Annotated in this window: 19 protein-coding genes and 1 pseudogene; 7 read left to right on the top strand and 13 right to left on the bottom strand. The window is 33.8% G+C overall.

The features are described 5' to 3' along the window. Window positions 1–2: 2 nt before the first annotated feature. From EGI22_RS11260 to EGI22_RS11270, 3 genes are all read right to left on the bottom strand, one after another. On the bottom strand, window positions 3–758 hold the full coding sequence (locus tag EGI22_RS11260) for a geranylgeranylglyceryl/heptaprenylglyceryl phosphate synthase (RefSeq protein WP_255068479.1): 756 nt from the start codon (window positions 756–758) through the stop codon (window positions 3–5). Next, window positions 739–1062 carry a hypothetical protein gene (locus tag EGI22_RS11265; protein WP_255068480.1) on the bottom strand — a complete coding sequence of 108 codons (324 nt, stop codon included), beginning with the start codon at window positions 1060–1062 and terminating at the stop codon, window positions 739–741. Before EGI22_RS11265 ends, EGI22_RS11260 begins: the two co-directional genes overlap by 20 nt. Before the next feature lie 91 nt (window positions 1063–1153). After that, window positions 1154–3052: an ATP-dependent DNA helicase RecQ gene (locus tag EGI22_RS11270; protein WP_255068481.1), complete on the bottom strand. Its 1899-nt coding sequence runs from the start codon at window positions 3050–3052 to the stop codon at window positions 1154–1156. 122 nt (window positions 3053–3174) lie between these two features. Between EGI22_RS11270 and EGI22_RS11275 the strand changes: the two genes are divergently transcribed. Beyond that, complete coding sequence (locus EGI22_RS11275; RefSeq protein ID WP_255068482.1) at window positions 3175–5817, top strand: T9SS type A sorting domain-containing protein; 2643 nt, start codon at window positions 3175–3177, stop codon at window positions 5815–5817. 31 nt (window positions 5818–5848) lie between these two features. Here EGI22_RS11275 and EGI22_RS11280 read toward each other — a convergent pair whose 3' ends face one another. The 6 genes from EGI22_RS11280 to bshA form a co-directional block, all read right to left on the bottom strand. After that, window positions 5849–6706 carry an SRPBCC family protein gene (locus EGI22_RS11280; RefSeq protein WP_255068484.1) on the bottom strand — a complete coding sequence of 286 codons (858 nt, stop codon included), beginning with the start codon at window positions 6704–6706 and terminating at the stop codon, window positions 5849–5851. After that, window positions 6703–7026, bottom strand: a complete 324-nt coding sequence (locus EGI22_RS11285; protein ID WP_255068486.1) for a helix-turn-helix transcriptional regulator — start codon at window positions 7024–7026, stop codon at window positions 6703–6705. The genes EGI22_RS11280 and EGI22_RS11285 overlap by 4 nt, the downstream gene beginning before the upstream one ends. Window positions 7027–7090: 64 nt before the next feature. Continuing rightward, window positions 7091–7660, bottom strand: a complete 570-nt coding sequence (locus tag EGI22_RS11290) for a pentapeptide repeat-containing protein (RefSeq protein WP_255068488.1) — start codon at window positions 7658–7660, stop codon at window positions 7091–7093. A gap of 6 nt (window positions 7661–7666) precedes the next feature. Beyond that, complete coding sequence (gene hxpB, locus EGI22_RS11295) at window positions 7667–8332, bottom strand: hexitol phosphatase HxpB (protein WP_255068489.1); 666 nt, start codon at window positions 8330–8332, stop codon at window positions 7667–7669. Between the two features lies 1 nt (window position 8333). Then, window positions 8334–10121 carry an ABC transporter ATP-binding protein gene (locus EGI22_RS11300; RefSeq protein ID WP_255068491.1) on the bottom strand — a complete coding sequence of 596 codons (1788 nt, stop codon included), beginning with the start codon at window positions 10119–10121 and terminating at the stop codon, window positions 8334–8336. Between the two features lie 73 nt (window positions 10122–10194). Then, window positions 10195–11340, bottom strand: a complete 1146-nt coding sequence (bshA, locus tag EGI22_RS11305) for an N-acetyl-alpha-D-glucosaminyl L-malate synthase BshA (protein WP_255068492.1) — start codon at window positions 11338–11340, stop codon at window positions 10195–10197. Window positions 11341–11518: 178 nt separating this feature from the next. On the opposite strand from bshA, the gene EGI22_RS11310 reads away from it, so the two are divergent. Together EGI22_RS11310 and purN are read left to right on the top strand one after the other, a co-directional pair. Further along, complete coding sequence (locus EGI22_RS11310) at window positions 11519–12310, top strand: geranylgeranylglycerol-phosphate geranylgeranyltransferase (RefSeq protein ID WP_255068503.1); 792 nt, start codon at window positions 11519–11521, stop codon at window positions 12308–12310. 5 nt (window positions 12311–12315) lie between these two features. Continuing rightward, window positions 12316–12885 (top strand): phosphoribosylglycinamide formyltransferase, encoded by a 570-nt coding sequence (gene purN, locus EGI22_RS11315; RefSeq protein WP_255068493.1) that lies wholly within the window; start codon window positions 12316–12318, stop codon window positions 12883–12885. Here the strand turns inward: purN and EGI22_RS11320 are convergent. The 4 genes from EGI22_RS11320 to EGI22_RS11335 form a co-directional block, all read right to left on the bottom strand. Next, window positions 12875–13279 (bottom strand): DoxX family protein, encoded by a 405-nt coding sequence (locus EGI22_RS11320; RefSeq protein WP_255068494.1) that lies wholly within the window; start codon window positions 13277–13279, stop codon window positions 12875–12877. The two genes, purN and EGI22_RS11320, sit on opposite strands and share 11 nt — an antisense overlap. Window positions 13280–13283: 4 nt before the next feature. After that, window positions 13284–13514 (bottom strand): DUF4834 family protein, encoded by a 231-nt coding sequence (locus tag EGI22_RS11325; protein WP_255068495.1) that lies wholly within the window; start codon window positions 13512–13514, stop codon window positions 13284–13286. Between the two features lie 91 nt (window positions 13515–13605). Next, window positions 13606–14850 carry a TlpA disulfide reductase family protein gene (locus tag EGI22_RS11330; RefSeq protein WP_255068496.1) on the bottom strand — a complete coding sequence of 415 codons (1245 nt, stop codon included), beginning with the start codon at window positions 14848–14850 and terminating at the stop codon, window positions 13606–13608. 522 nt (window positions 14851–15372) lie between these two features. Next, window positions 15373–18342, bottom strand: coding sequence for a leucine--tRNA ligase (locus EGI22_RS11335; RefSeq protein ID WP_255068497.1), 2970 nt, complete (start codon window positions 18340–18342; stop codon window positions 15373–15375). Between the two features lie 232 nt (window positions 18343–18574). On the opposite strand from EGI22_RS11335, the gene EGI22_RS11340 reads away from it, so the two are divergent. From EGI22_RS11340 to EGI22_RS11355, 4 genes and pseudogenes are all read left to right on the top strand, one after another. Then, window positions 18575–18787 (top strand): type II toxin-antitoxin system HicB family antitoxin, encoded by a 213-nt coding sequence (locus tag EGI22_RS11340; RefSeq protein ID WP_255068499.1) that lies wholly within the window; start codon window positions 18575–18577, stop codon window positions 18785–18787. Continuing rightward, entirely contained in the window at window positions 18780–18992 is a 213-nt protein-coding gene (locus EGI22_RS11345; RefSeq protein WP_255068501.1) for a type II toxin-antitoxin system HicA family toxin, read from the top strand. The genes EGI22_RS11340 and EGI22_RS11345 overlap by 8 nt, the downstream gene beginning before the upstream one ends. A gap of 571 nt (window positions 18993–19563) precedes the next feature. Further along, window positions 19564–20880, top strand: coding sequence for a WG repeat-containing protein (locus EGI22_RS11350; RefSeq protein WP_255068502.1), 1317 nt, complete (start codon window positions 19564–19566; stop codon window positions 20878–20880). Window positions 20881–21540: 660 nt separating this feature from the next. Next, window positions 21541–21896 (top strand): annotated as a pseudogene (locus EGI22_RS11355) (hypothetical protein); the annotation flags it as partial.

Raw genomic sequence — 21896 nt, forward strand, 5'->3', positions numbered from 1 at the left:
GTTTAAGCTTCGCTTAGATTGTAAGATTCTACCAATTGTGATATTTCGTGTAAAAAACCTGGTTGGTCTTCTATTGCATTGCCTATCACTATCACGTCTGCACCAGCGGCAAGGGCTTTTGAGGCTTTCTGAACAGTATTTATTCCTCCACCAACTATCAAGGGTATCTCAATATTTTTCTTAACAGTCTGTATAATGCCTTCGCTCACCGGGATTTGTGCCCCAGAGCCAGCATCAAGGTAGATAAGTTTTAGACCTAGCATTTCACCAGCTATTGCAGTCGCTGCGGCTACATCAGGTTTATTATTTGGTATCGGGAAGGTATTGCTGATATAAGAAACAGTTGTTGGTTTTCCGCCATCTATCAAAATATATCCTGTAGGAAGCGTTTCCAATGAACTCCTTTTTAAAATAGGAGCTGAGATAACATGCTGCCCTATCAAAAAATCAGGATTGCGGCCTGAAATAAGGGAAAGTAATAGAATTCCGTCAGCAGATTCATTGATATGAAGACCATTACCTGGGAAAATTACTTTCGGTACAAAAGTTTTTTCCTGAAGTTTTTCTAAGACTAAATTCATGTTATCCGTAGAAATCAAACTTCCACCCACGAAAATATAATCTACTGAAGCAGAATTTATTGCATTTATTCTGTCTTCTAGCGATTCGGGATTAAGCTTGTCTGGGTCCAAAAGTACCGCAAAAGACTTTTTTCCAGCTTTAACGTTCGAATATAAACTACTTAATATCTTCCTCATTGGTGTTGAGTTGCTCTATAACTTCTAAAATTTTGTTTTTTGCTAAAGCCAATAAAACTGAAGTTGCAATACCAGTAATAGCAGATCCTAAAAATGAAGATTCTTTACTTTTTTTGGTCTCACCTTCCTCAATTTCATCATCACCAAAAAGCTTCGATAAAGCAAAAGCAGCCACAATAATTCCACCAATTATCAAAACATTTTTGCCTTTATCTTGATAATCTCCCAATTGATTTTGGATGGCTTCAGTTGTAGATTTTATTACCTTCTCTAACTGACTCTTTTTATCTTCTTTATTTTCCATTTTTATTCCTTTTCAAAAACAATGCTAAATTAGTCTATTTGGTTCATATTAATGCCCAAAACGGGCTTTAAATGGAGATTTAAATCGTAAATTATTTTTGATAAATCAATCCATGTTTGTCAATACCTAGAATTCCTTCATTGAGATTATATTTTAATATTTGAGTAGATAGTTCTTTATCTTCTATACTTAGTTTCATTTCTAAAACTGCTGGAGAGCATGGTAAAAGTTTCATTATCAATTCGGTGAGTCTTACTGAATCATCAGAAACTAAGCCAAGTTTTTTCATTTTTAAACACACATCACAAATACCACAAACCTTGCTTGTTTCTTCATCAAAATAATCTTGAATCAAAAGCATGCGGCATTTTGCAGATTGCTCTGCATAGTTTTTAACTGCTCTTAAAGCCTTCTTTTCATTTATTTTTCTTGATTCTATTTCTCTGTAGTTAAGTGAAAGATTATCTGCGTCTTGCCGCGGTGTCAGAAATCCCAGTTGTGGTGAGGATTTTTGTGGTGAATAGTCAACAATTCCATGTTTGGCTAAAAATTCAAGATTTGTTACAATGTCATTGTATGTTGCACGATATGCATTTCCTATTTCTTGCTCACTTATGTTTACATAATTTGAAAAAATTTCGCCTCCATAAATTCGTAATATGGTTTTGCAAAACAATTCCAACTTTTCATTTCTTTGTTGAAATGCATTAAATTCTTGCGAATTTGCAATTATTCTAATTTTGGAAGGATTAAAATAAGCGTCGCTTAAATATATTAAACCTTGACTTTCTAGCAATTTCAGAGCATAATGCGTCTGTCGAACATTCAAACCAAAAGTTGAAGCAAAATTTTGAATCTCGAAATCAAAACTTTCAAAAACTTCGCTTTCGAAAGCTAATTTGTAGTAATTGCAAAGACTTTGATACACTTTTGTTATAAATGCGTTTTCTGGATATTTTAATTCTAAGTTATTTTCAAGATTTTCTATATCATTTTCATTGAATAAAATTACAGCATAGGCTTTTTGATTATCTCTACCAGCTCTTCCAGATTCTTGATAGTATGCTTCCAAGTTTTCGCAAAGATCAACGTGTATTACGCACCTAACATCGGGTTTGTCTATTCCCATTCCAAAGGCATTGGTTGATACTACAACTCTGGTTTTATTGTTTATCCAATCCTCTTGCTTTTGGTTTCTTTCTTTCAGACTGAGCCCTGCATGATAGAAATCAGCTGATATTTTATTGAGTTTTAAATATCTCGCAAATTCTACAGTACGATTTCTAGTTTTTGCATAAACTATGGCCGTTCCAGGAATCCTTTCAAGAATTTGAAGCGTTTTGGTTTCTTTGAGTTCGGACTCTATTACTGAATAGGAGAGGTTGTTTCTTGCAAAACTTTGAACAAAAAGTTTAGACTTTCTCAGTTCCAATTTTTCAATAATGTCATTTCTGACTTTCAATGTTGCAGTGGCTGTGAGTGCAATGGTAGGAATATCTGGAATGAGCTCTTTAAAAGCCGCAATTTGCAAATAGGCTGGTCTAAAATCATATCCCCATTTAGAAATACAATGAGCTTCGTCTATTGCCAACAGACTCACGTTCATGTATTTTATTCTTTCTTTAAAATTTATGGTTTTTAGTCTTTCAGGTGATACGTACAGAAATTTAATATTTCCATTAACCGCATCATCTAAAATATTCTCAATTTCAACGAATTTCAAACCTGAAAAAATAGCTTCTGCCGCAATGTTTCTTTCTTTTAACTGCCTCACTTGGTCTTTCATAAGGGCTATTAAAGGCGATATTACAATACATATTCCATCCAATATCATTCCAGGTACCTGAAAACAAATAGATTTACCTCCCCCAGTTGGTAGTAGAGCGAGCGTATCTGTTTTGGATAATATAGATTGGATTATTTCCTTTTGTAGCGGTCTGAATTTATCGTAGCCCCAATATTTTTTTAAAACTTCTTCAGGAGAAAGCATACTTTTGGATAAGAATTTACGTATTGCTTTGTAAAGCTATCGAATATTTTTCCTTTTAAGAACCAAAGCATTTATATTTTCATTTATATTTACGAACCAACCGAGCAATTTTAATTTATACTATGAAAAAACTTGTCCTTTTTCTCATTACTGCATTTGTGTTTTCAAGTGCATTTTCTCAACAAAGATTTAATTTTAAAACGGAGCATAAAAAAGGTGTGGATGTAGTTTGTCCTGCCCGGTTTGTAGATGAGCCATCTTTTGTGGACATGCCCGAAATTGTAAAGCAGAAGCTTGCAAATAAGAATTTAAGAACCTCCCAGGGTCAATCTGCTACTATCAATGTAAAGTATGAAGGATTTCCAGATAATGCCAAAGCTGCATTTGAAAGGGCTGTTGATATTTGGAGGAATTTGCTAGTTAGCACTGTTCCTATTAAGGTAACCGCTTATTGGGAAGAGTTAGATCCAGGAGTTTTAGGAGCAGCTAATACAAATGATTATTATAGGAATTTCCCAGGAGCAAGAGAAGTTAACACCTATTATCCGCTTGCATTGGCAGAAAAACTTGCAGGAAGGGACTTAAATGGCGTGGATGAAGATGATATATATTGCACCTTTAACAGTAAAATGCCTTGGTATTTTGGAACGGACCCTAATGTGCCTTTAGGTACTTTTGACTTTACTTCTATTGTTTTGCATGAATTAGGCCATGGCTTAGGTTTCGTAGGCTCTATGAGGGTTTCTGGGCAGCAAGGATATTATGGTTTCGGAACTCCTTACAGCACTATTTATGATAAGTTTTTAGAGACAGGTGAAAGGAAAGGCTTAACGGATACTTTGAATTTTAAAAGTCCATCTAATCTTTTAAGAAATGCATTGGTAAGCGAGGATATTTTCTTCTCTGGCCCTAATACTATTTCTGATGTAAAAGAAGACAAGGTTTTGATATATGCACCTAATCCTTGGGAGAGTGGCTCTAGTATCTCGCATTTAGACGATGCTAAATATGGTACAGGTGGTATAAACTCCTTAATGACACCTACGGCTAGTTTAAGAGAGAAAAACCTAAATCCAGGGCCTATAGCATTGAAAATGTTTCAAGATATGGGTTGGAAAAGCACCTCAATTGTGCATAATGAAATAAAAAATATAGCTGCTGCTAGAAAAGTTAGGTTCGAAACTAAGATTTTGTCTGATACTACACTTTTGGAGAATTCAGCAAAGTTAAATTATGTATTAAATGGCAGTGCTTCTAGTTCTGCTAAATCTGTTGTTCTGCAAAAAGACGGTGCTTCAGGAAAATATTTTGCTGATGTAGATTTACCTGCCAATACAACATTAGTTGAGTATTTTTTTGAAGTAAAGGATAACTATGGTTTAACAACCACAAGTCCAGGCAATGGTGGTTTTGAAAATACAAATTATATATATGGGTTTGAGGTAGGAAATAAAGATCAGTTTGGACCTGTGATTGAACATTACGCTCCACAAATTTTACCTTCTTCTACTCCTGTTAGTTTGATAGCAAATGTAATTGATGACTTCGAAGAAGGAATAGATACTGTTTATGTTGAATACAGTGTAAATGGAACAAAAATGCCTAGTCTGGGACTTAGGAAATACATTGCAGGCGTTGATAATAAAGTATTTTCTCAAGGAAGGGCTGATGATGTTTCTTATTTCGCAGAAAATGGCATCAAAAATCTCAAAAGTGGAGATTTGGTAAAATATCAAGTTATTGCAATTGATAAATCCAAAAACAAGACTGTTTTGCCAACTTATTATGCTTCAACCAATAGAAACGATAAGCCTACTGAAAGTTTTTATGAGTTTTTAATTACTGATATTAGTAATTCTACGGTAAATGAGTATTCATCAGACTTTGAGTCAAACGCAGAAGATTTTGCAATGTTAGGCTTTTCTGTTGCCAAACCTGATGGTTTTCCCTCAAATTCTTTAAACAGTTCTCATCCTTATCTTAATGGTTTAGGTTTATTAGATCCTACAGATCCAAATAATACCTCTGTTTATATGTCATTTGAAAGAAATGAAATAGCTATGTTGAAAAAGCCAATTTTATTAAAATCTTCAGGTGCTACCATTACCTTTGATGAAGTAGCTCTAGTGGAGCCAGGTGATGCAGGTTCTGGTTTTGGAGACAATACTTTTTATGATTTCGTAGTGGTGGAAGGATCTTTAGATGGAAGTTACTGGTTTCCTTTGCAAGACGGTTATGATAGCAGGGCAAATTCAGTTTGGCAAAATGCATTTGAATCTGAACTAAGTGCTGGTGATATACCTAATTCTAACGCTAAAGGTACTTTCGCTATGACTAAAAAAAGAACCGTACAAATATATGGTTCAGATTTTACTTCTGATTATGCAGGCTCAGCTCTTTTAGTGAGATTTAGATTAAATGCAGACCAATGGGCAACAGGATGGGGTTGGTCTATTGATAATTTATATATTCAGAAAGAAGCTCCGGTAATTTTGGCCAATGAAAATATTGAGATTCCAGGCTTGAAAGTTTTCCCAAATCCTACACAAGAGTACCTGAATATAACGCTTGAAGTGGGAGAGAGTCAAGATGTTAAAGTGGAAGTATTCTCACTTCGAGGCAAAAAAATGGTTGACCAAATGGTACCTACAGACGGTACTAAATTAGATTATCAAATAGCTCTTGGGAATTTTTCACCAGGAACTTATATGGTTAAGTTAACGGAGAAAACTGGTTCCGTCGTCAAGAAATTTATAAAGAATTAAAAATGAAAAAGCTCGCAGTTGCGAGCTTTTTTTACGAATTTAAAAACTTAGACAAGGACGAATTTATTATCGAATCCCAGCCTCCAACAAAGTTTTTCTTTGCCAAATCTGGATTGTTGCTAGGGAAAGATTCTATGTTTTTATGGGTTAAGGTTAACTGCGTTTGATTGTCTATTTTTTCCAATTCCCAAATTACAGTTGACATACCATTGTATCCTTCGTATTTCCATGTATATGCCATTTTCTTATTGGTCTCTAATTCGGTGACCTGGCAATGATGAATGTATTGAATTCCCCCTTCACTACCTCCGATAAAAGAAAATTCACATCCGATTTCTGCTTTAAATTCGGGAAGATCGAAGTACCACATTTTCATTTGATCCTTATCACTTATTGCCTGCCAAACTTTTTCTATTGGTGCTTCAAATATTTTTTTAATAACAATATCACCTGAAGTTGGTACATAAGTTTCTAATTTATCCAAATTTTGTTTTAATCCTTCAGCAACAATTCCATTTTTCAAAATTTCAATCATCGCTTCTTCTGATTCAAAAGTAGTGATTAATTTCAACTTAGTTTTTTCGCCTAATTTTTCAAAATATACACTAATATCAAAAAATGGAGGCCCGGTATGTACAATTACAATTTTTTCATGAAATACTATTTCTTTGAATAGATTGTGATTAGCATAATCTGTTCCATCTGGTCCATGCATAGTAAATATCCAATTTCCCTTATCTTGAAACTCCATCACAGAAATAGAGCTTCTGAAACCGTTTGGACCCCACCAATGTTGAATATGTTGTGGTTCTGACCACATTCTCCATACCAATTCTATTGGTGCATTAAAAATTCGCTCCAAGCCAATTTGATTTTTATCTAATTTCATACCTCTTGTTTTTTTATTTCTTCTAAATAATTTTCCAAAGCATCTAATTTATTTTTCCAAAAGTCTTTGTACTGCTCAATCCAAATCGACACATCTTTTAATGTATCTAATTTGGCTTCGCAAAAACGCTCTCTTCCCTTTTGCTTGATTATTACTAAACCGCATTCAGTCAATATCTTAATATGTTTCGAAATTGCCGGCCTACTAATTTCAAATTGATCAGCTACGGTATTAAGATTTAAACTTTCTTTCGATACCAAATGGATTATTTCTCTTCTTGTAGGATCGGCAATTGCCTGGAAAACGTCTCTTCTTATCATTATGTAACCTTTTGGTTACAAAAGTATTTGTAACAATTCAGTTTCGCAAGAAATTTCCTGAAATTTATTGAATCACAATATTAAATGCTGATAATAAGCCGCTTAAATTGTCTTTAGAGAACAAAGCTTTTGACATCCTATTGGTTGTTGGATTTATCCTAAAATTATGGGCATTCCTAAAATCTGTTTTTTCCAAAATAGAATTTTCGAAAATCGCTCCAAGTAAATTAGAATTATTAAAATCGGCTTGGCTCAAATTGCTTTCTACAAAATCGGTTTCTTCTAATGAGCAGTTTTTAAAAGTTGTTTTTTTAAGATTTAGTTTATAAAAGGAGGAGTGATTCAGCATGCAATCATAGAAATTTATTTCTAACAGAAACGGATTGCAATTGCTGAAATGTAGTCCTAAAGCCTTGCAATTATAGAATTTGACATCCTTTAGGGCAGTATTACCCAAATTGGCGTTACTGAGATTACAGTTTTTGAAAGTACATTCTGTGAATATAAAATTCCCTAAATTATAATCTGAGAAATCGCAATCCTCAAATTCACAGTATTCATATTCTGCTCTTTTCAAAGCTGTCTCTGTGCTTTTTAACTTTTGAAACTTTTGATTTTCAATTATTTCGAGCATTCTATTTCAATTTTTTTCAAGGTAATTTATTACTTCTGGCAAACTTCTCAATTTCATATTGGCGATTTCATATTCGTCTCTTTCAAAAAAATACGCATCAGGCACAGCTATAACTTGAGCTCCAGAGGCAACGGCACCTTTTACGCCATTGATTGAATCTTCTAAAATCAGACAATTTTCTATTTTTACGCCCAGCTTTTTGGCCACAGTCCAATATACATCTGGATGAGGCTTATTGTTTTTTTCTAAAAGTGCAGAATGTATGAATTCGAAATACGATCCTATTCCGAGTTTTTCGACAACAATATGAATGAGTTCAAGTGGCGAAGCAGATGCTAAACCTATTTTTAATCCTTTCGCTTTAAAATATTCTAAACTTTCAATAACCCCAGGCATAGGCAAAGCCTTTTCTTTTATTAAAGCAAAAACACGCTCAAAAAGCTTTTCTTCTAGCTCTTCTTTGGACTTACCTAACCATGGTCTTCTCTTAAACCAGAAATCAAATACCGCTGAAGTTGGTAAACCTGTCGTAAGCATACATTCCTCTGTGCTTAAATGCAATCCGACTGTAGCAAATATTTCTTTTTCGGCAATGTGCCAAAGTGGTTCGGAATCAACAATTAAGCCGTCCATGTCAAATATTACGGCAGATACTTTATCTATTTCTATCATTTTATACTTCTATGGCTTCGGTGTTGCTTTGTTTTTGGAAGAGGTCTCTATACTGACCATTTTGTTTTAGTAGCTCTTCATGTGTTCCCATTTCTGTGATTTTACCCTCGTCTAATACGATGATTTTATCAGCTAATCGTGCATTAGAAACTCTATGAGAAATTAGAAAGGTAGTTTTACCTTTCATGATATCCTTTAAATTATTCAATATCGCATTTTCGGTATTTGTATCAACTGCCGAAAGACAATCGTCTAGAACCAAAATCTTTGGATTACGTATAATCGCTCTGGCTATCGAAATTCTCTGTTTTTGACCACCAGATAGTGTTATACCTCTTTCTCCTATTTTCGTGTCAAATCCTTCTTCAAAATCCATGATATTTTTATAGATTTCTGCTTTTTTTGCCGCTTCAAAAATCTCTTCATCGGTGAGCTTTTTATTCCCAAATTGGATATTGCTTTTGATAGTTTCAGAGAATAAAAATACGTCCTGTGGCACGTAAGCCATTTGATTTCTGAAATTTGAGATCTCTAAATCTTTGATATTTATTCCATCAAACAATACCTCACCTTGGTCAGTGTCATACATCCTGAGTAGAAGATTTGCAATTGTGCTTTTGCCTGAGCCGGTAGTTCCTATTATCGCTACAGATTCTCCTGCATTTACAGTAAAGTTTATATTTGCTAGAGCTTGAATTCCAGTGTCTTCGTATTTGAAGTTTACATTTCTGAATTCAATTTTTCCTTGTAATACTGGCTCCAATTTTTTAACTGAAACTATATCTGTTTTGATCTTTAAAAATTCGTTTATTCTTTTCTGAGATGCTGCCGCTCTTTGAATCTGACCCGAAGTCCATCCCAAGGCAGTTAATGGCCATGTGAGCATAAAAACATACATAATGAATTCCGTAATGTTTCCAGCTGATATTTTGCCCGCTATTATTTCTTGTCCACCTATGTATACACAAATAACTGTACTTAAGCCAATCAAAAACATAATGGCTGGCGAAAACAATGCATCCACGCGGGTAAGGCCCAAAGATTCTCTTTTATAGTTTTCGCTTTCTTTGGAGAAAGTCTCATAAAATCGGTCTTCTTTTGCAAAAGATTTAATAACCCTAATGCCAGAAAAGGCCTCTTGTACAAAAGTTGAAAGATTAGATAGACTTCTTTGGATTTTCTCTGATTTTTTGTTGATTATACTGCTCACAAAGAAAATACTAATAGACAAAACCGGCATAGGAATGAGAACATACCAAGTTAGTCGGGCATTTACCGAAAACATATATGATAAAACCAAAAATACCAAAATGACCATATTGAGCAAATACATTATGGAAGGTCCGATATACATTCTTACTTTTGAGACATCTTCGGAGATTCTTGCCATCAAGTCGCCCGTACTATTTCTTTTGTAAAATGAAAGTGGAAGTGTTTGATAATGAGCATAAATCTCGTTTTTGAGGTCGTATTCTATGTGCCTAGACATTACGATGATGGTTTGTCTTACAGCAAAAAGAAAAATGCCTTTTAATATGGCCATTGCCAAAATCAAGATGCCAAATACAGCTATACTGAAGGTTATTATTTTATAAGAACTTACCTGCAAAGAAGAGTTATTGAACAAAAAATAAAGGTCAATGTTAATTTTGACCATTTCTAATGCATGTCTAACGACTTGTGCAGGTACAATACCGAACAAATTTGAAACGAGGGTAAATAAAAACCCCAATAATAAGTAGAACTTATATTTTACTAAATATTTATTAAGGTAAGCTAATTCTTTCATTTAATAGATTTTGCCCTAAACATGATAAAAATAGAGCTACTTAAAATCAACAATCGTTTTTTATGCAAATTAATCAATTTAAATTATTTAGGGCTTTAACACCGTCAATGATTTTGTGATAATAGCTTTCATATTGTTGTACAATCACATTCATGTCAAATTGTTTGGCTCTAGCCAGGGCATTCTTTTTGAAGGTTGGTAAGTTCTCGTCTTGAAGTATATATAAAGCATTTTTTACCATATCATCTACATCACCAACATCGCTTAAAAAACCAGTAACACCATTAATATTTAATTCCGCCAAACCACCAGTATTGCTGGATATAACGGGCACTTCGCAAGCCATAGCTTCCAATGCCGCCAAACCAAAACTTTCTTTTTCAGATGGCATAAAGAATAAATCAGCAACAGATAAAACTTCTTCAATAGCGTCTAATTTTCCGATAAAACGGATGTCATCGCTAATATTTAGGTCTCTGCTGAGTTTTTCCATGTTTTGACGCTCCTGACCATCACCTACCATTAATAGTTTACAAGGTATCACTTGTCTTATTTTAGCAAATGCTTTTATGATATCATCGATTCTCTTTACTTTTCTGAAATTGGAGGCGTGAACAAGCAGTTTTTCGTCGTTCGGACAAATAAATCTCTTAAAGTGTTCTTTTTCTTGTTTGAAAAATCTGGTCAAATCTACAAAATTGTAAATCACCTCAATTTCCTTGTTGATATTAAAAGTAGACTCAGTTTCTTCTTTCAAATCACGCGAAACTGCAGTAACTCCGTCAGATTCGTTCATGCTGAATGTAACTACAGGACTCAAAGCTGGATCTTTACCTACTATGGTTATATCAGTACCATGTAGAGTGGTTACAACTGGGATATTTATACCTTCTTTTTTTAAGATTTGCTTTGCTAAAAATGCCGAAGTAGCATGTGGAATAGCATAATGAACGTGTAAAATATCTAAGTTTGCATATTTAACTACATCCACCATTTTTCCCGCAAGGGCCGACTCGTAAGGTGGGTATTGGAATAGGGGATAGGAAGAAATATTTACTTCATGATAAAATATGTTCTCATTAAAAAAGTCTAATCTTACAGGTTGAGAATATGTTATAAAATGTACCTCATGTCCTTTTTGTGCTAATGCTTTTCCTAGTTCTGTGGCTACTACGCCGCTGCCACCAAAAGTCGGATAGCATACAATTCCTATTCTCATTCTATAATGTTTGCTGGTTTTTTCAGTATTAACATCATTTTATTGGTAAATAATTCCATTATTAAAATGCCACTCAGTAATTTAATTTTATAATCAGAAACTTCTTAATAATTTTGGGTACGCAAACCTATTACCTATTAAATCTTTTCTTAAACTTATTAGATGGAATAATCTCCTTATAATTGCTTTTACGCAGTATTTGGTTGCTTATTTTTTGATAAAACTCCCAGATTTTCAGATTTTTGAGAATTGGCGTTTTGCCATTTTAGTACTTTCAACTGTTTTTATAGCAGCAGGAGGATATGTAATCAATGATTATTTTGATGTAAAAATCGATCAAATCAATAAGCCCGATGAGGTTTTTGTAGGTAGAATAATTAAAAGGCGTTTTGCCTTACTTATTCATCAAATTTTTAGTGGAATAGGAGTAGTTTTGTCGGTGTTTTTAGGATGGAAAATATTAATTATTAATGTTTTATCGGTAAGCATTCTTTGGTTTTATGCTTCTGTTTTTAAAAAGAAACCTTTGGTAGGGAATTTTATAGTTGCATCTCTTACGGCCTTGTCGGTTAGTGAAATCGCCATTTATTTGGCACCTGATCAGGTTATAGTTCATGTTTATGCTCTTTTTGCTTTTTTTATTAATTTGATGAGAGAAATAATAAAAGATATTGAAGATATCAAAGGTGACCAAATGCATGGTGCTAAAACCCTCCCGATAGTTTTAGGGATTAGAAAAACGAAAAACGTTATATATTCATTAGCTGCCCTTTTTATTTGCACCGTGCTTATTTTGCTTTTTAGAATTGATAATAGAAATTTATGGTTTTGCTTTTCAGTTCTTTTTTTGTTTTTAGTTTTTTTGGTTTATAGGCTAATATTAGCTGACAGAAAAAAACATTTTTCAGACTTAAGTATGCTTTGCAAGGTGATTTTATTGTTAGGTGTACTTAGTGTGGTTTTTATTTAAATTATATGAAAAGAATTGCAATTTTTGCTTCAGGATCTGGCTCAAATGCCGAAAATATTATCAATCATTTCTCTGATAATGAGCAAGTTTCGGTTGAACTTATTTTAACTAATAATCCAACAGCTGGGGTAATAGAAAGAGGGAATAGATTAAATGTTCCTACTTTGATATTTAATAAAAAGCTTTTTACTAAATCAGACAAAATTGTTGAATTATTGAAAAAACAAGAAATTGATTGGGTGATATTAGCTGGTTTTCTTTGGTTGGTACCCGAAAACCTTATTCAAGCATTTCCAAATAGAATTATCAACGTACACCCAGCTTTATTGCCAAAATACGGCGGAAAAGGCATGTGGGGGCACCATGTGCATGAGGCAGTAGTGGCAAATAAAGAAAAAGAATCTGGCATAACGATACATTATGTCAACGAAAAATACGACGAAGGAAAGGTGATATTTCAGGCAAAATGTGAAATTTCAGACATAGACTCTCCCGAAAACGTTGCTTCAAAAATTCATGACTTGGAGTTCTTGTATTTTCCAAAAGTCATTGAGAATGAAGTGCTTAAGAGTTGAAAATCCTGTTGTCTACAGAAATTCTTCCTGGACCAGTAACAAAAATTGCAGCGTAAATAGCTAAGAATAATAAAGCATGTTCTTTAACATCAAACGGGTCGCTTCCATGGACAATAAAAGCTGCAACCGACATTGTAAACATTAAAGCAATCAAAGCTGGTCGCGTTAGAAATCCAAAAATAACCATTATTGAACAGAAAAATTCTGCAAAAACTGTAAGGAAAAGAGAGGTAGTTTCACCAATCCCGATGGGATCTCCAAAACTCATATCTCCAGAAATAATTCTCATTAGTTTGCTCCAACCATGCGTCATCATAAACATAGATGGAAAAACTCTTAGAATTAAAATTGCAAAATCTATAGAAATAGGGATGTTGAATCTTCTTTTTAGCATTGGTTTATTTTACTTCTTCGTAATCAATATATTGGCCACCTGAAGCTTTCGTATTTGAATCTTTATTAGGCACATAGTCCACTTTTATCTCTCCTTCGCGTTTCGAAGGTTCTTGAGAAGTTTGGTATTTTTTCTGTTCTTTTACTATTTGTCTACCCACTACCAGCCAAAACAAAAATCGTCTTAATGGAGCAACAAAAACCAACAACAGAAGTATTAAAAAAACAAATTTCATTCTAAATAATATCTTTAAATATAAAACGCCACAGAATCATTATTGATTCAAATTTATTAAATTTTAACAATATTATAGAATAAAAAGACGATTATTTAGCGAGTTCGAGTAATTCTGAAAGTGTTTCAGGGTTACTTGGTCTTTTTGCGTTTTCGTTTACAACTTTTCCAGTTTTATCAATCATCATATATCTCGGAATGGTTCTAATCATATATTTTTGAGCAACTTTAGATGAGCCATCTGTTGGAACTAAGCCATTTTCGAAATCCTCTAAACCATTGGCTTTAATTCCATTTTTCCATTTTTCTTCAGCATCATCTATAGAAATGTAAAGGAATACGATATCTTTTTTGTCTTTTTCTGATAAATTGGAATGCATTTTTTTGGAATAAGGCATTTCTGCTCTACATGGCCCACACCAACTTGCCCAAAAATCTACATACACCACTTTGCCTTTGTATTTTGAAAAATCGAAGCTTTTGCCGGCTAAGTCTACAAAAGAGACATCGCTTTTCTTGGCCATTTCAGCTTCTTTTTCTTTTCTTTTTTGATCGGCTATTGTTTCTTGTTCAGCTACTTTTTTCATAAAGTCGCCCGTGAATTGATTCTGAATGTCTTTTCTAGAAATCTGTCTTGCCACACTTCTAGTTGTACTAACACTTAAATATTGTGCATTTTTAGTTAGTAATTCTGCTAAAATATAATCCTTCACATCACCTTTAAAGGCTTTTTCAGTAAAATTAGCCTTGTCGCTTACTGATTGTAATTGATTTGAATATTTCTCGTAGCCTCGTAATTCTGAATTTTTGTAGGTAACATAATATACCAAAAGCGAGCGGAATGCTTTTATATGTATTAGACTTGGCTCACTCATTTTATCTTCTTTCAATCCTCCCGTCATCACATTTGGAAGCGAAATTACTCTTCTTAGTTGTTGCTCAGCGTTACCTCTTTCTATTGGATAGGCAAAAATCAAATGCCAATAATTATACTCAATTTCTTTTTGCATTTGGGCTGCCAAGGCGGGAGTACATGTATGCTCTTTAAGAAATGCCAACTGGGCATTTTTCTCATCATAAAGTTTCATTTCCCATTCGTCCACATTGGCTTCAAGCAAAGCTCCCCTTTGTTTGTTTATATCAAACAAAACACCGTACTCTGCTGAGAATTTTTTAATAAATTCTTGGTTTTCAGGGTTTTTTATTTCTGATTTTAGTTTTTCTAATTCAGGATATCCAAATTTATTATAAATATCTGCACTATCAGGAAGTAGAAAATTTTCAAGCTGCGAATATGCATTGAAACTTATTAAAAATAAGAGAATTAATTTTTTCATTAAAAGAAATTTTGCTTTCATTATTATTAACAAATTTTATTCCTAAATATTGGATTGGTTTTGAAAATCTGAAAATTTAACTAAAATTAGCCACAGAATAAAAAAAAGCCCAAGATTTATAAAAACCTTAGGCTTTTAAATTATTGAAGTCCAACTAAAATCAAACTAGCACGAAAATATGTTCCAAAAAGTATTTAAAGCAAATTAGATAAATACTTGAAACAAGAGTACTGATTTTCTTTGTGTCGGCTGCCGCCTGGGCCTTCATTTTTTTTCGAAAAAAAACGAAGCAAAAAAAACAGCACCCAGCAAACTCACGCACTCAAAATTCTCTAAATCGAAAGATTGCAATAGAAACATTTATGAAGGAGAATTTTGATTGCGTTCAGACAGTGCTGGCTGTTGTAATGAACCATTTTTATATATTATTATTAAGCACCGTAACTTTAAAATATTAAAAATCAGTGTTAATCTGTTTAATATTTGCGGCAGCCGATGCTGTCATTTGTGTTCAAATTCACATTAAACAACAACATTCACAATTCGCTTAGGTACCACTATGATTTTTTTCAATGGCTTTCCTTCCATCCATTTGATCACTTGTTCATTGGCTAAAACTTGCTTCTCAATCTCTTCTTTAGCCATATCAGCTGGGAAGTTTAGGTTTACCCTTACTTTTCCGTTGATTTGAACTGGATATTCAAAACTGTCCTCTACCAAATATGCAGCATTGAATTTCGGGAAAGTGGCTTTAGTTATACTTTCGGTTTCGCCCAATTCTTGCCAAAGTTCCTCAGCTATATGCGGAGCATAAGGAGAAAGAACAATCAACAAGTCTTTTAACAAGGAAGTTTTGTGACATTTCAAGTCTGTCAATTCATTTACACAAATCATAAATGAGCTAACCGAAGTGTTGAAAGAGAAATTCTCCACGTCTTCAGCTACTTTTTTGATGGTTTTGTGCAAAGACTTCAATTCGTCTTTGGTAGGTTCTTCGTCTTTGAAAATCGGATTACCGTTTTGATCAAAAAACAAACGCCAGAATTTCCTCAAGAACCTGTAAGTTCCTTCAATTCCACGTGTGTCCCAAGGTTTTGACTCTGTCAATGGTCCCAAAAACATTTCATACAAACGCAATGTATCAGCTCCGTATCTTTCTACTAAATCATCCGGATTAACAACGTTGTATTTGGATTTTGACATTTTTTCAACTTCTCTTCCGCAAATGTATTTACCATCTTTTTCTGGAATAATTTCATTTATCATCATATTATTGAATCTGTCACTTTTTTTGAACTCTTCAATATCTAGTTCATTTGTGGCAGGATTAACTATATTAATGTCAACATGAACTGGAAAAAAAGCTGGTGTTATTTTGACATCGATACCAATGGAATCAAATTCTTTTTGCTTGCTTTGAATCAAGGATTTAATTAACTCATCATTAATACCATTTTTAAAGTTGTCGTAGGATGATTTAGGTAGAATATACTTTCTAAGTAGTTCAAAACCTTCTGGTAATTTTTGCAAGTCATTTGGGTCAATCTTGCTCAAATTCATCGAGAATCCATAAACAAAAGCACTAACCCCCTGAATCATCCCTTGATTGATCAATTTCTTCGCAAATTCCTCTTGTTTTACATACCCAAGGTCTTTTAAAACCTTGTTCCAGAAACGGCTATACAAAAGGTGACCCGTGGCGTGTTCGGTTCCGCCCAAATACAAGTCAATATCTTGCCAATATTCCAATGCTTCTTTTGAGGCAAAATCGGTGTCGTTGTTGGCGTCCATGTAGCGGTACCAATACCAGCTACTGCCTGCCCAACCTGGCATAGTGCTCATTTCCAATGGATAAGCCTCAGTTGAGCCTTCTGGTGTGTAAGTCCAATCTTTGGCTCTTCCCAGTGGCGGTTCGCCTGTTTCAGTCGGTTGGTATTTGTCGATTTCTGGCAAAATCAATGGCAAATCCTTTTTATCTACCAAATGAGGCACAAGCGTTCCTTCGGCATTCGGCTTGAAATATACAGGAACAGGCTCTCCCCAATAACGTTGACGAGCAAAAACGGCATCACGCAAACGGTAATTTACCTTTCCACGTCCTATTTTATTTTCTTCCAAATACGCTACCAATTTGGCAGTCGCTTCTTTGTAATTCAGGCCGTTTATCATGCCTGAATTGATGTATTTTCCTTCTTTGGTGGCATCTGCTTGGGTTTCGATGTCCGCTTGTGCATCCAAAATCGGAATGATGGGCAGGCTGAAATGCGTAGCAAAGTTCCAGTCACGTTGATCGCCAGATGGTACACCCATCACAGCACCTGTTCCGTAGCCAGCCAATACGTAATCTGCAATCCAAATTGGCACTCGCTCACCATTAAAAGGATTGATACAGTACGAACCCGTAAACGCACCCGAAACTTTCTTGACGTCTGACATACGGTCCAATTCAGAGCGTTTTTGAGTTTCAAGGATATATTCTTCTATCGAGGCTTTTTGTTCAGAAGTCGTCAAATCGGTCACCCATTCGTGTTCTGGAGCCAAAACAAGGAACGAAACGCCATAAATGGTGTCAATTCTGGTCGTGAAAACCTCTATTTTTTTGTCAGAATTCTCTACCTCGAATTTTACCGAAGCTCCGTTGGATTTGCCAATCCAGTTGCGTTGTTGGTCTTTCAAAGATTCCGACCAATCAATGGTATCTAATCCTGAAATTAATCTATCTGCATAAGCTGTGATACGCATCATCCATTGACTCATTTTTTTTTGAATCACAGGATAGCCACCACGCTCCGAAACGCCGTCTTTTACTTCGTCGTTCGACAAAACCATGCCCAATTCAGGACAGAAATTCACTACAGATTCGGCCAAATAAGTCAAACGGTAATTCAACGAAACCTCATATTGTTTTTCTGTTGACCAAGAGTTCCACTCCTCGGCTGTAAATTCTGTCAATTCTTCGTCACAAACAGCTTTAGCTGCATTTGAGCCACCTTTTTCAAACAAATCGTACAAAGTAGCCACATTTTCTGCTTTGTCTGATTCCTTGTTGTACCAAGAATTAAACAATTCGATGAAAATCCATTGCGTCCATTTGTAATATTCAGGCTCAGAAGTGCGTACTTCTCTCGACCAATCGTAAGCAAAACCAATGTTTTTTAATTGTCCAATGTACGTTTTGATATTCTGTTCAGTAGTAATAGCAGGATGTTGGCCCGTTTGGATGGCATATTGCTCAGCAGGCAAACCAAATGAGTCGAAACCCATAGGATGCAAAACATTGAAACCCTTAAGTTTTTTGTATCTGCTGTATATATCAGACGCAATGTAACCGAGCGGATGGCCAACATGCAAACCCGCACCCGAAGGATAAGGAAACATATCTAAAACATAACATTTTGGTTTTGAAGTGTCTATTTCAACTTTATTGGTCTGGTTTTCTTCCCAATATTGCTGCCATTTTTTTTCTATCTCGCGGTGTCTGTACTCTGCCATTGCGTTTGTTTAAATCAAATTTTCCGCAAAATTAGCGATTTTTGGTGGAATTTTGGTAAATAGCTTATAGTTGTAAAACTAGATTTAGAAAATAATGTAACATAAAAATCTGAAATCATTGAAAGTTAGTAAATCTTTACATAAAGAATTAGAATGGAAAAAATTTACAAAAAAATGTTTTTAAGGTGTGAATTATAAAAAAAGGTTAAATTTGTAATACAAAACTGTTAAAATGATAAATCTCGAACATATTGTTTGGAAAGAAGGTGAACATTTTGTCGCTCAATGTTTAAATGTTGATGTTTCCAGCTTTGGTGATACTAAAGATAGTGCATTAGAAAACCTTAAAGAAGCTTTAGAACTTTATTTTGAAGATAGTAGTATTAATGCTGTCCAAGAAATAGAGCAACTTGAAATTATTCACGCTACGTTTTCTCATGCCTAAATTATATTCTTCTGAATATATTGTAAAAGTGTTGCTTCGAATGGGGTTTGAATTTATTTCTCAGAAAGGAAGTCATGCCAAATTTCGTAAAGGCGTCAATCCTGTTCTTACGGTGATCGTACCTACGAGTAAAAAAGAAATACCATTTGGGACTTTTCGTTCAATTGTAAGGCAAGCAAATTTGACTGTGGAGGATTTTGTGTAGGGATTTCGAAATGAGTTTTATACCTCTAGTTTTTTAAAATCCTTCTATATTGTTTTTAGTCCGATACCATGAAGAGGGGTTTTGAATAAATTGAAATAGAATTGTTGATAATTGGAGTGGAAAACCTCTTTTATTTAGCTTCGAAATTGGGAAGTTGTAGGGAGCCGTTTGAACTAGCGATATAAAAATGTCGGATTGGAAATCCTCCTTATCTCGCTTCGACATTGGGAAGATGTCTGAGAGCGGTATCAAACTAATTCCTAAAATTCGATTGTAATTAAGACCCTCTTAATATATATATACTTAATAAAATTCAATAATCATGTCGAATACTTTTAAACCATTTTTAATATTTATTTTTATTTCTTTATTTAAAGTAACTTATTCTCAACAAAAATATGAATCTCATTATCCTCTAAAGGAAGGACTAAGAATGGTCTCTAACGGTAAATTTATTGGATATGTAGATAGTCTAGAAAACGAAGTTATTCCTTTTATTTATGGGTCAGGCTCTGATTTTAAATTAGGTAATGCTATAGTTCATACGAATGATAAAAATGGTGCAATTAAAATGGGAATAATAAATAAGAAAAATGAGTTTTTAGTACCTCCAATCTACGATTATATCAAAAATTTTAATGATGGTGATTTTGACGGGTCAAATTATGGCAGAGACTTAACAGTAGCTTTTAATCATGCCAATGTAGTTCCTATATACGATTTAAAAACAGGAAATGCACTAAAGCAAGGAATTACATATTACGCTATTTACAATATCAAAACAAAAAAAATGTTGTATGACTTGGACTCCAAAATTACCAATTTTGTATTGTATAGTGACCATATAACAAAAAAGCCAGTATATTTTTTTGAAAAAAATCAAAAATGGGGTATCATGGACAATGATGGCAGAATAGTTGCTTCACCAGAATTTGATGAACTAAAAGGCTTTCCATTATTGGTTTTTAATAATGATAGGGATCTAATACTAGCAAAGAAAGGGAATAAGTATGGAATAATTGAATTTCCCAACAAGGAAATTTTATCATTTGATTATGATAAAATTGAAGGGCCGTATGTCGATGTTAAAGATTTTAATCATTTGTTTATGGTTAGGAAAAATGGAAAAGCTGGTGTTACTGAAATAACTAATAAAAAAATTTTAGATTGTAAATACCAAGATATTAATATTCTTAATCCTGGATGTTTTATCGTAAAAAACAACAATAAAAAAGGAATTATTAACAATAAAGGAGAATTAATTCTCGATATTGTTTATGAAGATATACCTCGAAATGTTTCAATTAGTGAAGAAGGTTTTTTCAAAGAAATTTCGGTAAAGTCGAATGGTAAGTGGGGATTAATAAACAGCAAACAAAATTTTATTGTCACTGCGAAGTATGATGAGCCAATTTCAGGATTTTTATTTGATTTCCAAGAAAACCAATACTCTGATTTCACATATGTTGTGAAGAATAAACTCAAAGGGGTCGTAGATACATCAGGTTTAGAGATAATTGAGCCTAAATTTGGTAGTGTAATTCATATCAAAGCCCAAAAAACCAAATACTTTCAAGTTAGTAAAAATAGTTATCCAAGTTTTAGTTCAAATGATTCTGCATTAATGAGGGAAGGAAATATTCTCATTACAGATTTTAAATTTCATAATTTTTATTTTGACCAGTTAGGGAATATTGTTGCTTGTATGTACGATTCCAAATTCGAATATAAGAGTAAATGTGGTTTAATTAATCAAAAAGGCGAATCAATTCTTCCCATTATTTTTAGGGATATAAAATATGATCAAAATTCAGGGGTTTATGTCACAATTGATAATGATGGTAAAGCAAATAATTATAAAATTGATGGTAGTAAATTTAGTGACTAATCTCGCTGTGCTTAGTCTTCTGACTAAGCACGAGTGTATTTCGGTCTTCAGACCTATTATTTGCCTCGCAAATGACAAGTTTTTATTCTATATTAGTTTCTATTATATTTTATCTTCCAAACTTAGTCAAGCTATTTTGTAAAACTATTTAATTCAAAAGTTGATAGACTTTGCCTCAAAACTGGTTTCCAGATGTTCCGATAATTCTTTGAAATCTAATCAGATTTTTTTTGTATTTGTTTAATAAACAATAAGAAAATGACCATAAAAATACCAGCGAAAAAAAAAAGCAGAAATTGAGGCAGTATATACAAATCTTAAAAAAGAAAAAAAAACTTTAAAACCGCGGGATTTTATTGGCAAATTCCCTTTTAAACGTGATAGCCTAAAATTTCAAGAAGATTTGAGATAATGAATCAAAGGGCTATAATTTTAGATAACAATATCAGCAATGTTATGTCTTCTTGTAATTCAGTCTTGAGATAGATAAAATTGATTAAAACTGGACAAATTAATCTCTTGACTTTGACACCTATTTTTTCAAAAAGCTCTCAGATGAATACCTGAGCAGGGTTTTGGCTTAATTTTCAAAAATTTGTAGAGAGCCGATTTGGTTTTTAGGTATTGACTTTCAGTGTCTTACGGTTGTAATTTTGCATTATGGCTTATTTGAAAGTTGAAAAGAAAGAATCGGGTACTTATTTACGCATTTTGGAGAGTTATCGAAATGCTGATGGTAAACCAACGTCGAAGGTTTTGTACTCTCTTGGGAAGGTCGAAGATTATAAGCCTGAGGATCTTCGTAACATTGGAATCAAGTTTTATGAATTAGGCGGTGGTGACTTGAAAGCCCTTCTCGAAGGCGAATTATTGGAATTAGGCCGGTACAATTATGGTTACCAAAAGGTATTCGGCTATTCCCTTGAGCATTATGGCTTAAAGTCATTATTAGATCGTATTCAGAAAAAGAGTAAGCTGCAATTCAGCCTATTTGATAGTGTTTTTTTGATGCTTTT

Origin of the sequence: Lacihabitans sp. LS3-19 (assembly GCF_024343575.1) — a bacterium.
Taxonomy (GTDB): Bacteria; Bacteroidota; Bacteroidia; order Cytophagales; family Spirosomataceae; genus Leadbetterella.

What these genes read in the sequence shown, in the direction of transcription:
- EGI22_RS11290 (WP_255068488.1), bottom strand. Translation starts at nt 7,660, where the DNA reads ATGCTCGAAATAATTGAAAATCAAAAGTTTCAAAAGTTAAAAAGCACA.
- EGI22_RS11285 (WP_255068486.1), bottom strand. Translation starts at nt 7,026, where the DNA reads ATGATAAGAAGAGACGTTTTCCAGGCAATTGCCGATCCTACAAGAAGA.
- EGI22_RS11350 (WP_255068502.1), top strand. Translation starts at nt 19,564, where the DNA reads ATGGGAATAATAAATAAGAAAAATGAGTTTTTAGTACCTCCAATCTAC.
- EGI22_RS11300 (WP_255068491.1), bottom strand. Translation starts at nt 10,121, where the DNA reads ATGAAAGAATTAGCTTACCTTAATAAATATTTAGTAAAATATAAGTTC.
- EGI22_RS11280 (WP_255068484.1), bottom strand. Translation starts at nt 6,706, where the DNA reads ATGAAATTAGATAAAAATCAAATTGGCTTGGAGCGAATTTTTAATGCA.
- purN (WP_255068493.1), top strand. Translation starts at nt 12,316, where the DNA reads ATGAAAAGAATTGCAATTTTTGCTTCAGGATCTGGCTCAAATGCCGAA.
- EGI22_RS11325 (WP_255068495.1), bottom strand. Translation starts at nt 13,514, where the DNA reads ATGAAATTTGTTTTTTTAATACTTCTGTTGTTGGTTTTTGTTGCTCCA.
- hxpB (WP_255068489.1), bottom strand. Translation starts at nt 8,332, where the DNA reads ATGATAGAAATAGATAAAGTATCTGCCGTAATATTTGACATGGACGGC.
- EGI22_RS11260 (WP_255068479.1), bottom strand. Translation starts at nt 758, where the DNA reads ATGAGGAAGATATTAAGTAGTTTATATTCGAACGTTAAAGCTGGAAAA.
- EGI22_RS11345 (WP_255068501.1), top strand. Translation starts at nt 18,780, where the DNA reads ATGCCTAAATTATATTCTTCTGAATATATTGTAAAAGTGTTGCTTCGA.
- EGI22_RS11330 (WP_255068496.1), bottom strand. Translation starts at nt 14,850, where the DNA reads ATGAAAAAATTAATTCTCTTATTTTTAATAAGTTTCAATGCATATTCG.
- EGI22_RS11335 (WP_255068497.1), bottom strand. Translation starts at nt 18,342, where the DNA reads ATGGCAGAGTACAGACACCGCGAGATAGAAAAAAAATGGCAGCAATAT.
- EGI22_RS11270 (WP_255068481.1), bottom strand. Translation starts at nt 3,052, where the DNA reads ATGCTTTCTCCTGAAGAAGTTTTAAAAAAATATTGGGGCTACGATAAA.
- EGI22_RS11320 (WP_255068494.1), bottom strand. Translation starts at nt 13,279, where the DNA reads ATGCTAAAAAGAAGATTCAACATCCCTATTTCTATAGATTTTGCAATT.
- bshA (WP_255068492.1), bottom strand. Translation starts at nt 11,340, where the DNA reads ATGAGAATAGGAATTGTATGCTATCCGACTTTTGGTGGCAGCGGCGTA.
- EGI22_RS11340 (WP_255068499.1), top strand. Translation starts at nt 18,575, where the DNA reads ATGATAAATCTCGAACATATTGTTTGGAAAGAAGGTGAACATTTTGTC.
- EGI22_RS11265 (WP_255068480.1), bottom strand. Translation starts at nt 1,062, where the DNA reads ATGGAAAATAAAGAAGATAAAAAGAGTCAGTTAGAGAAGGTAATAAAA.
- EGI22_RS11275 (WP_255068482.1), top strand. Translation starts at nt 3,175, where the DNA reads ATGAAAAAACTTGTCCTTTTTCTCATTACTGCATTTGTGTTTTCAAGT.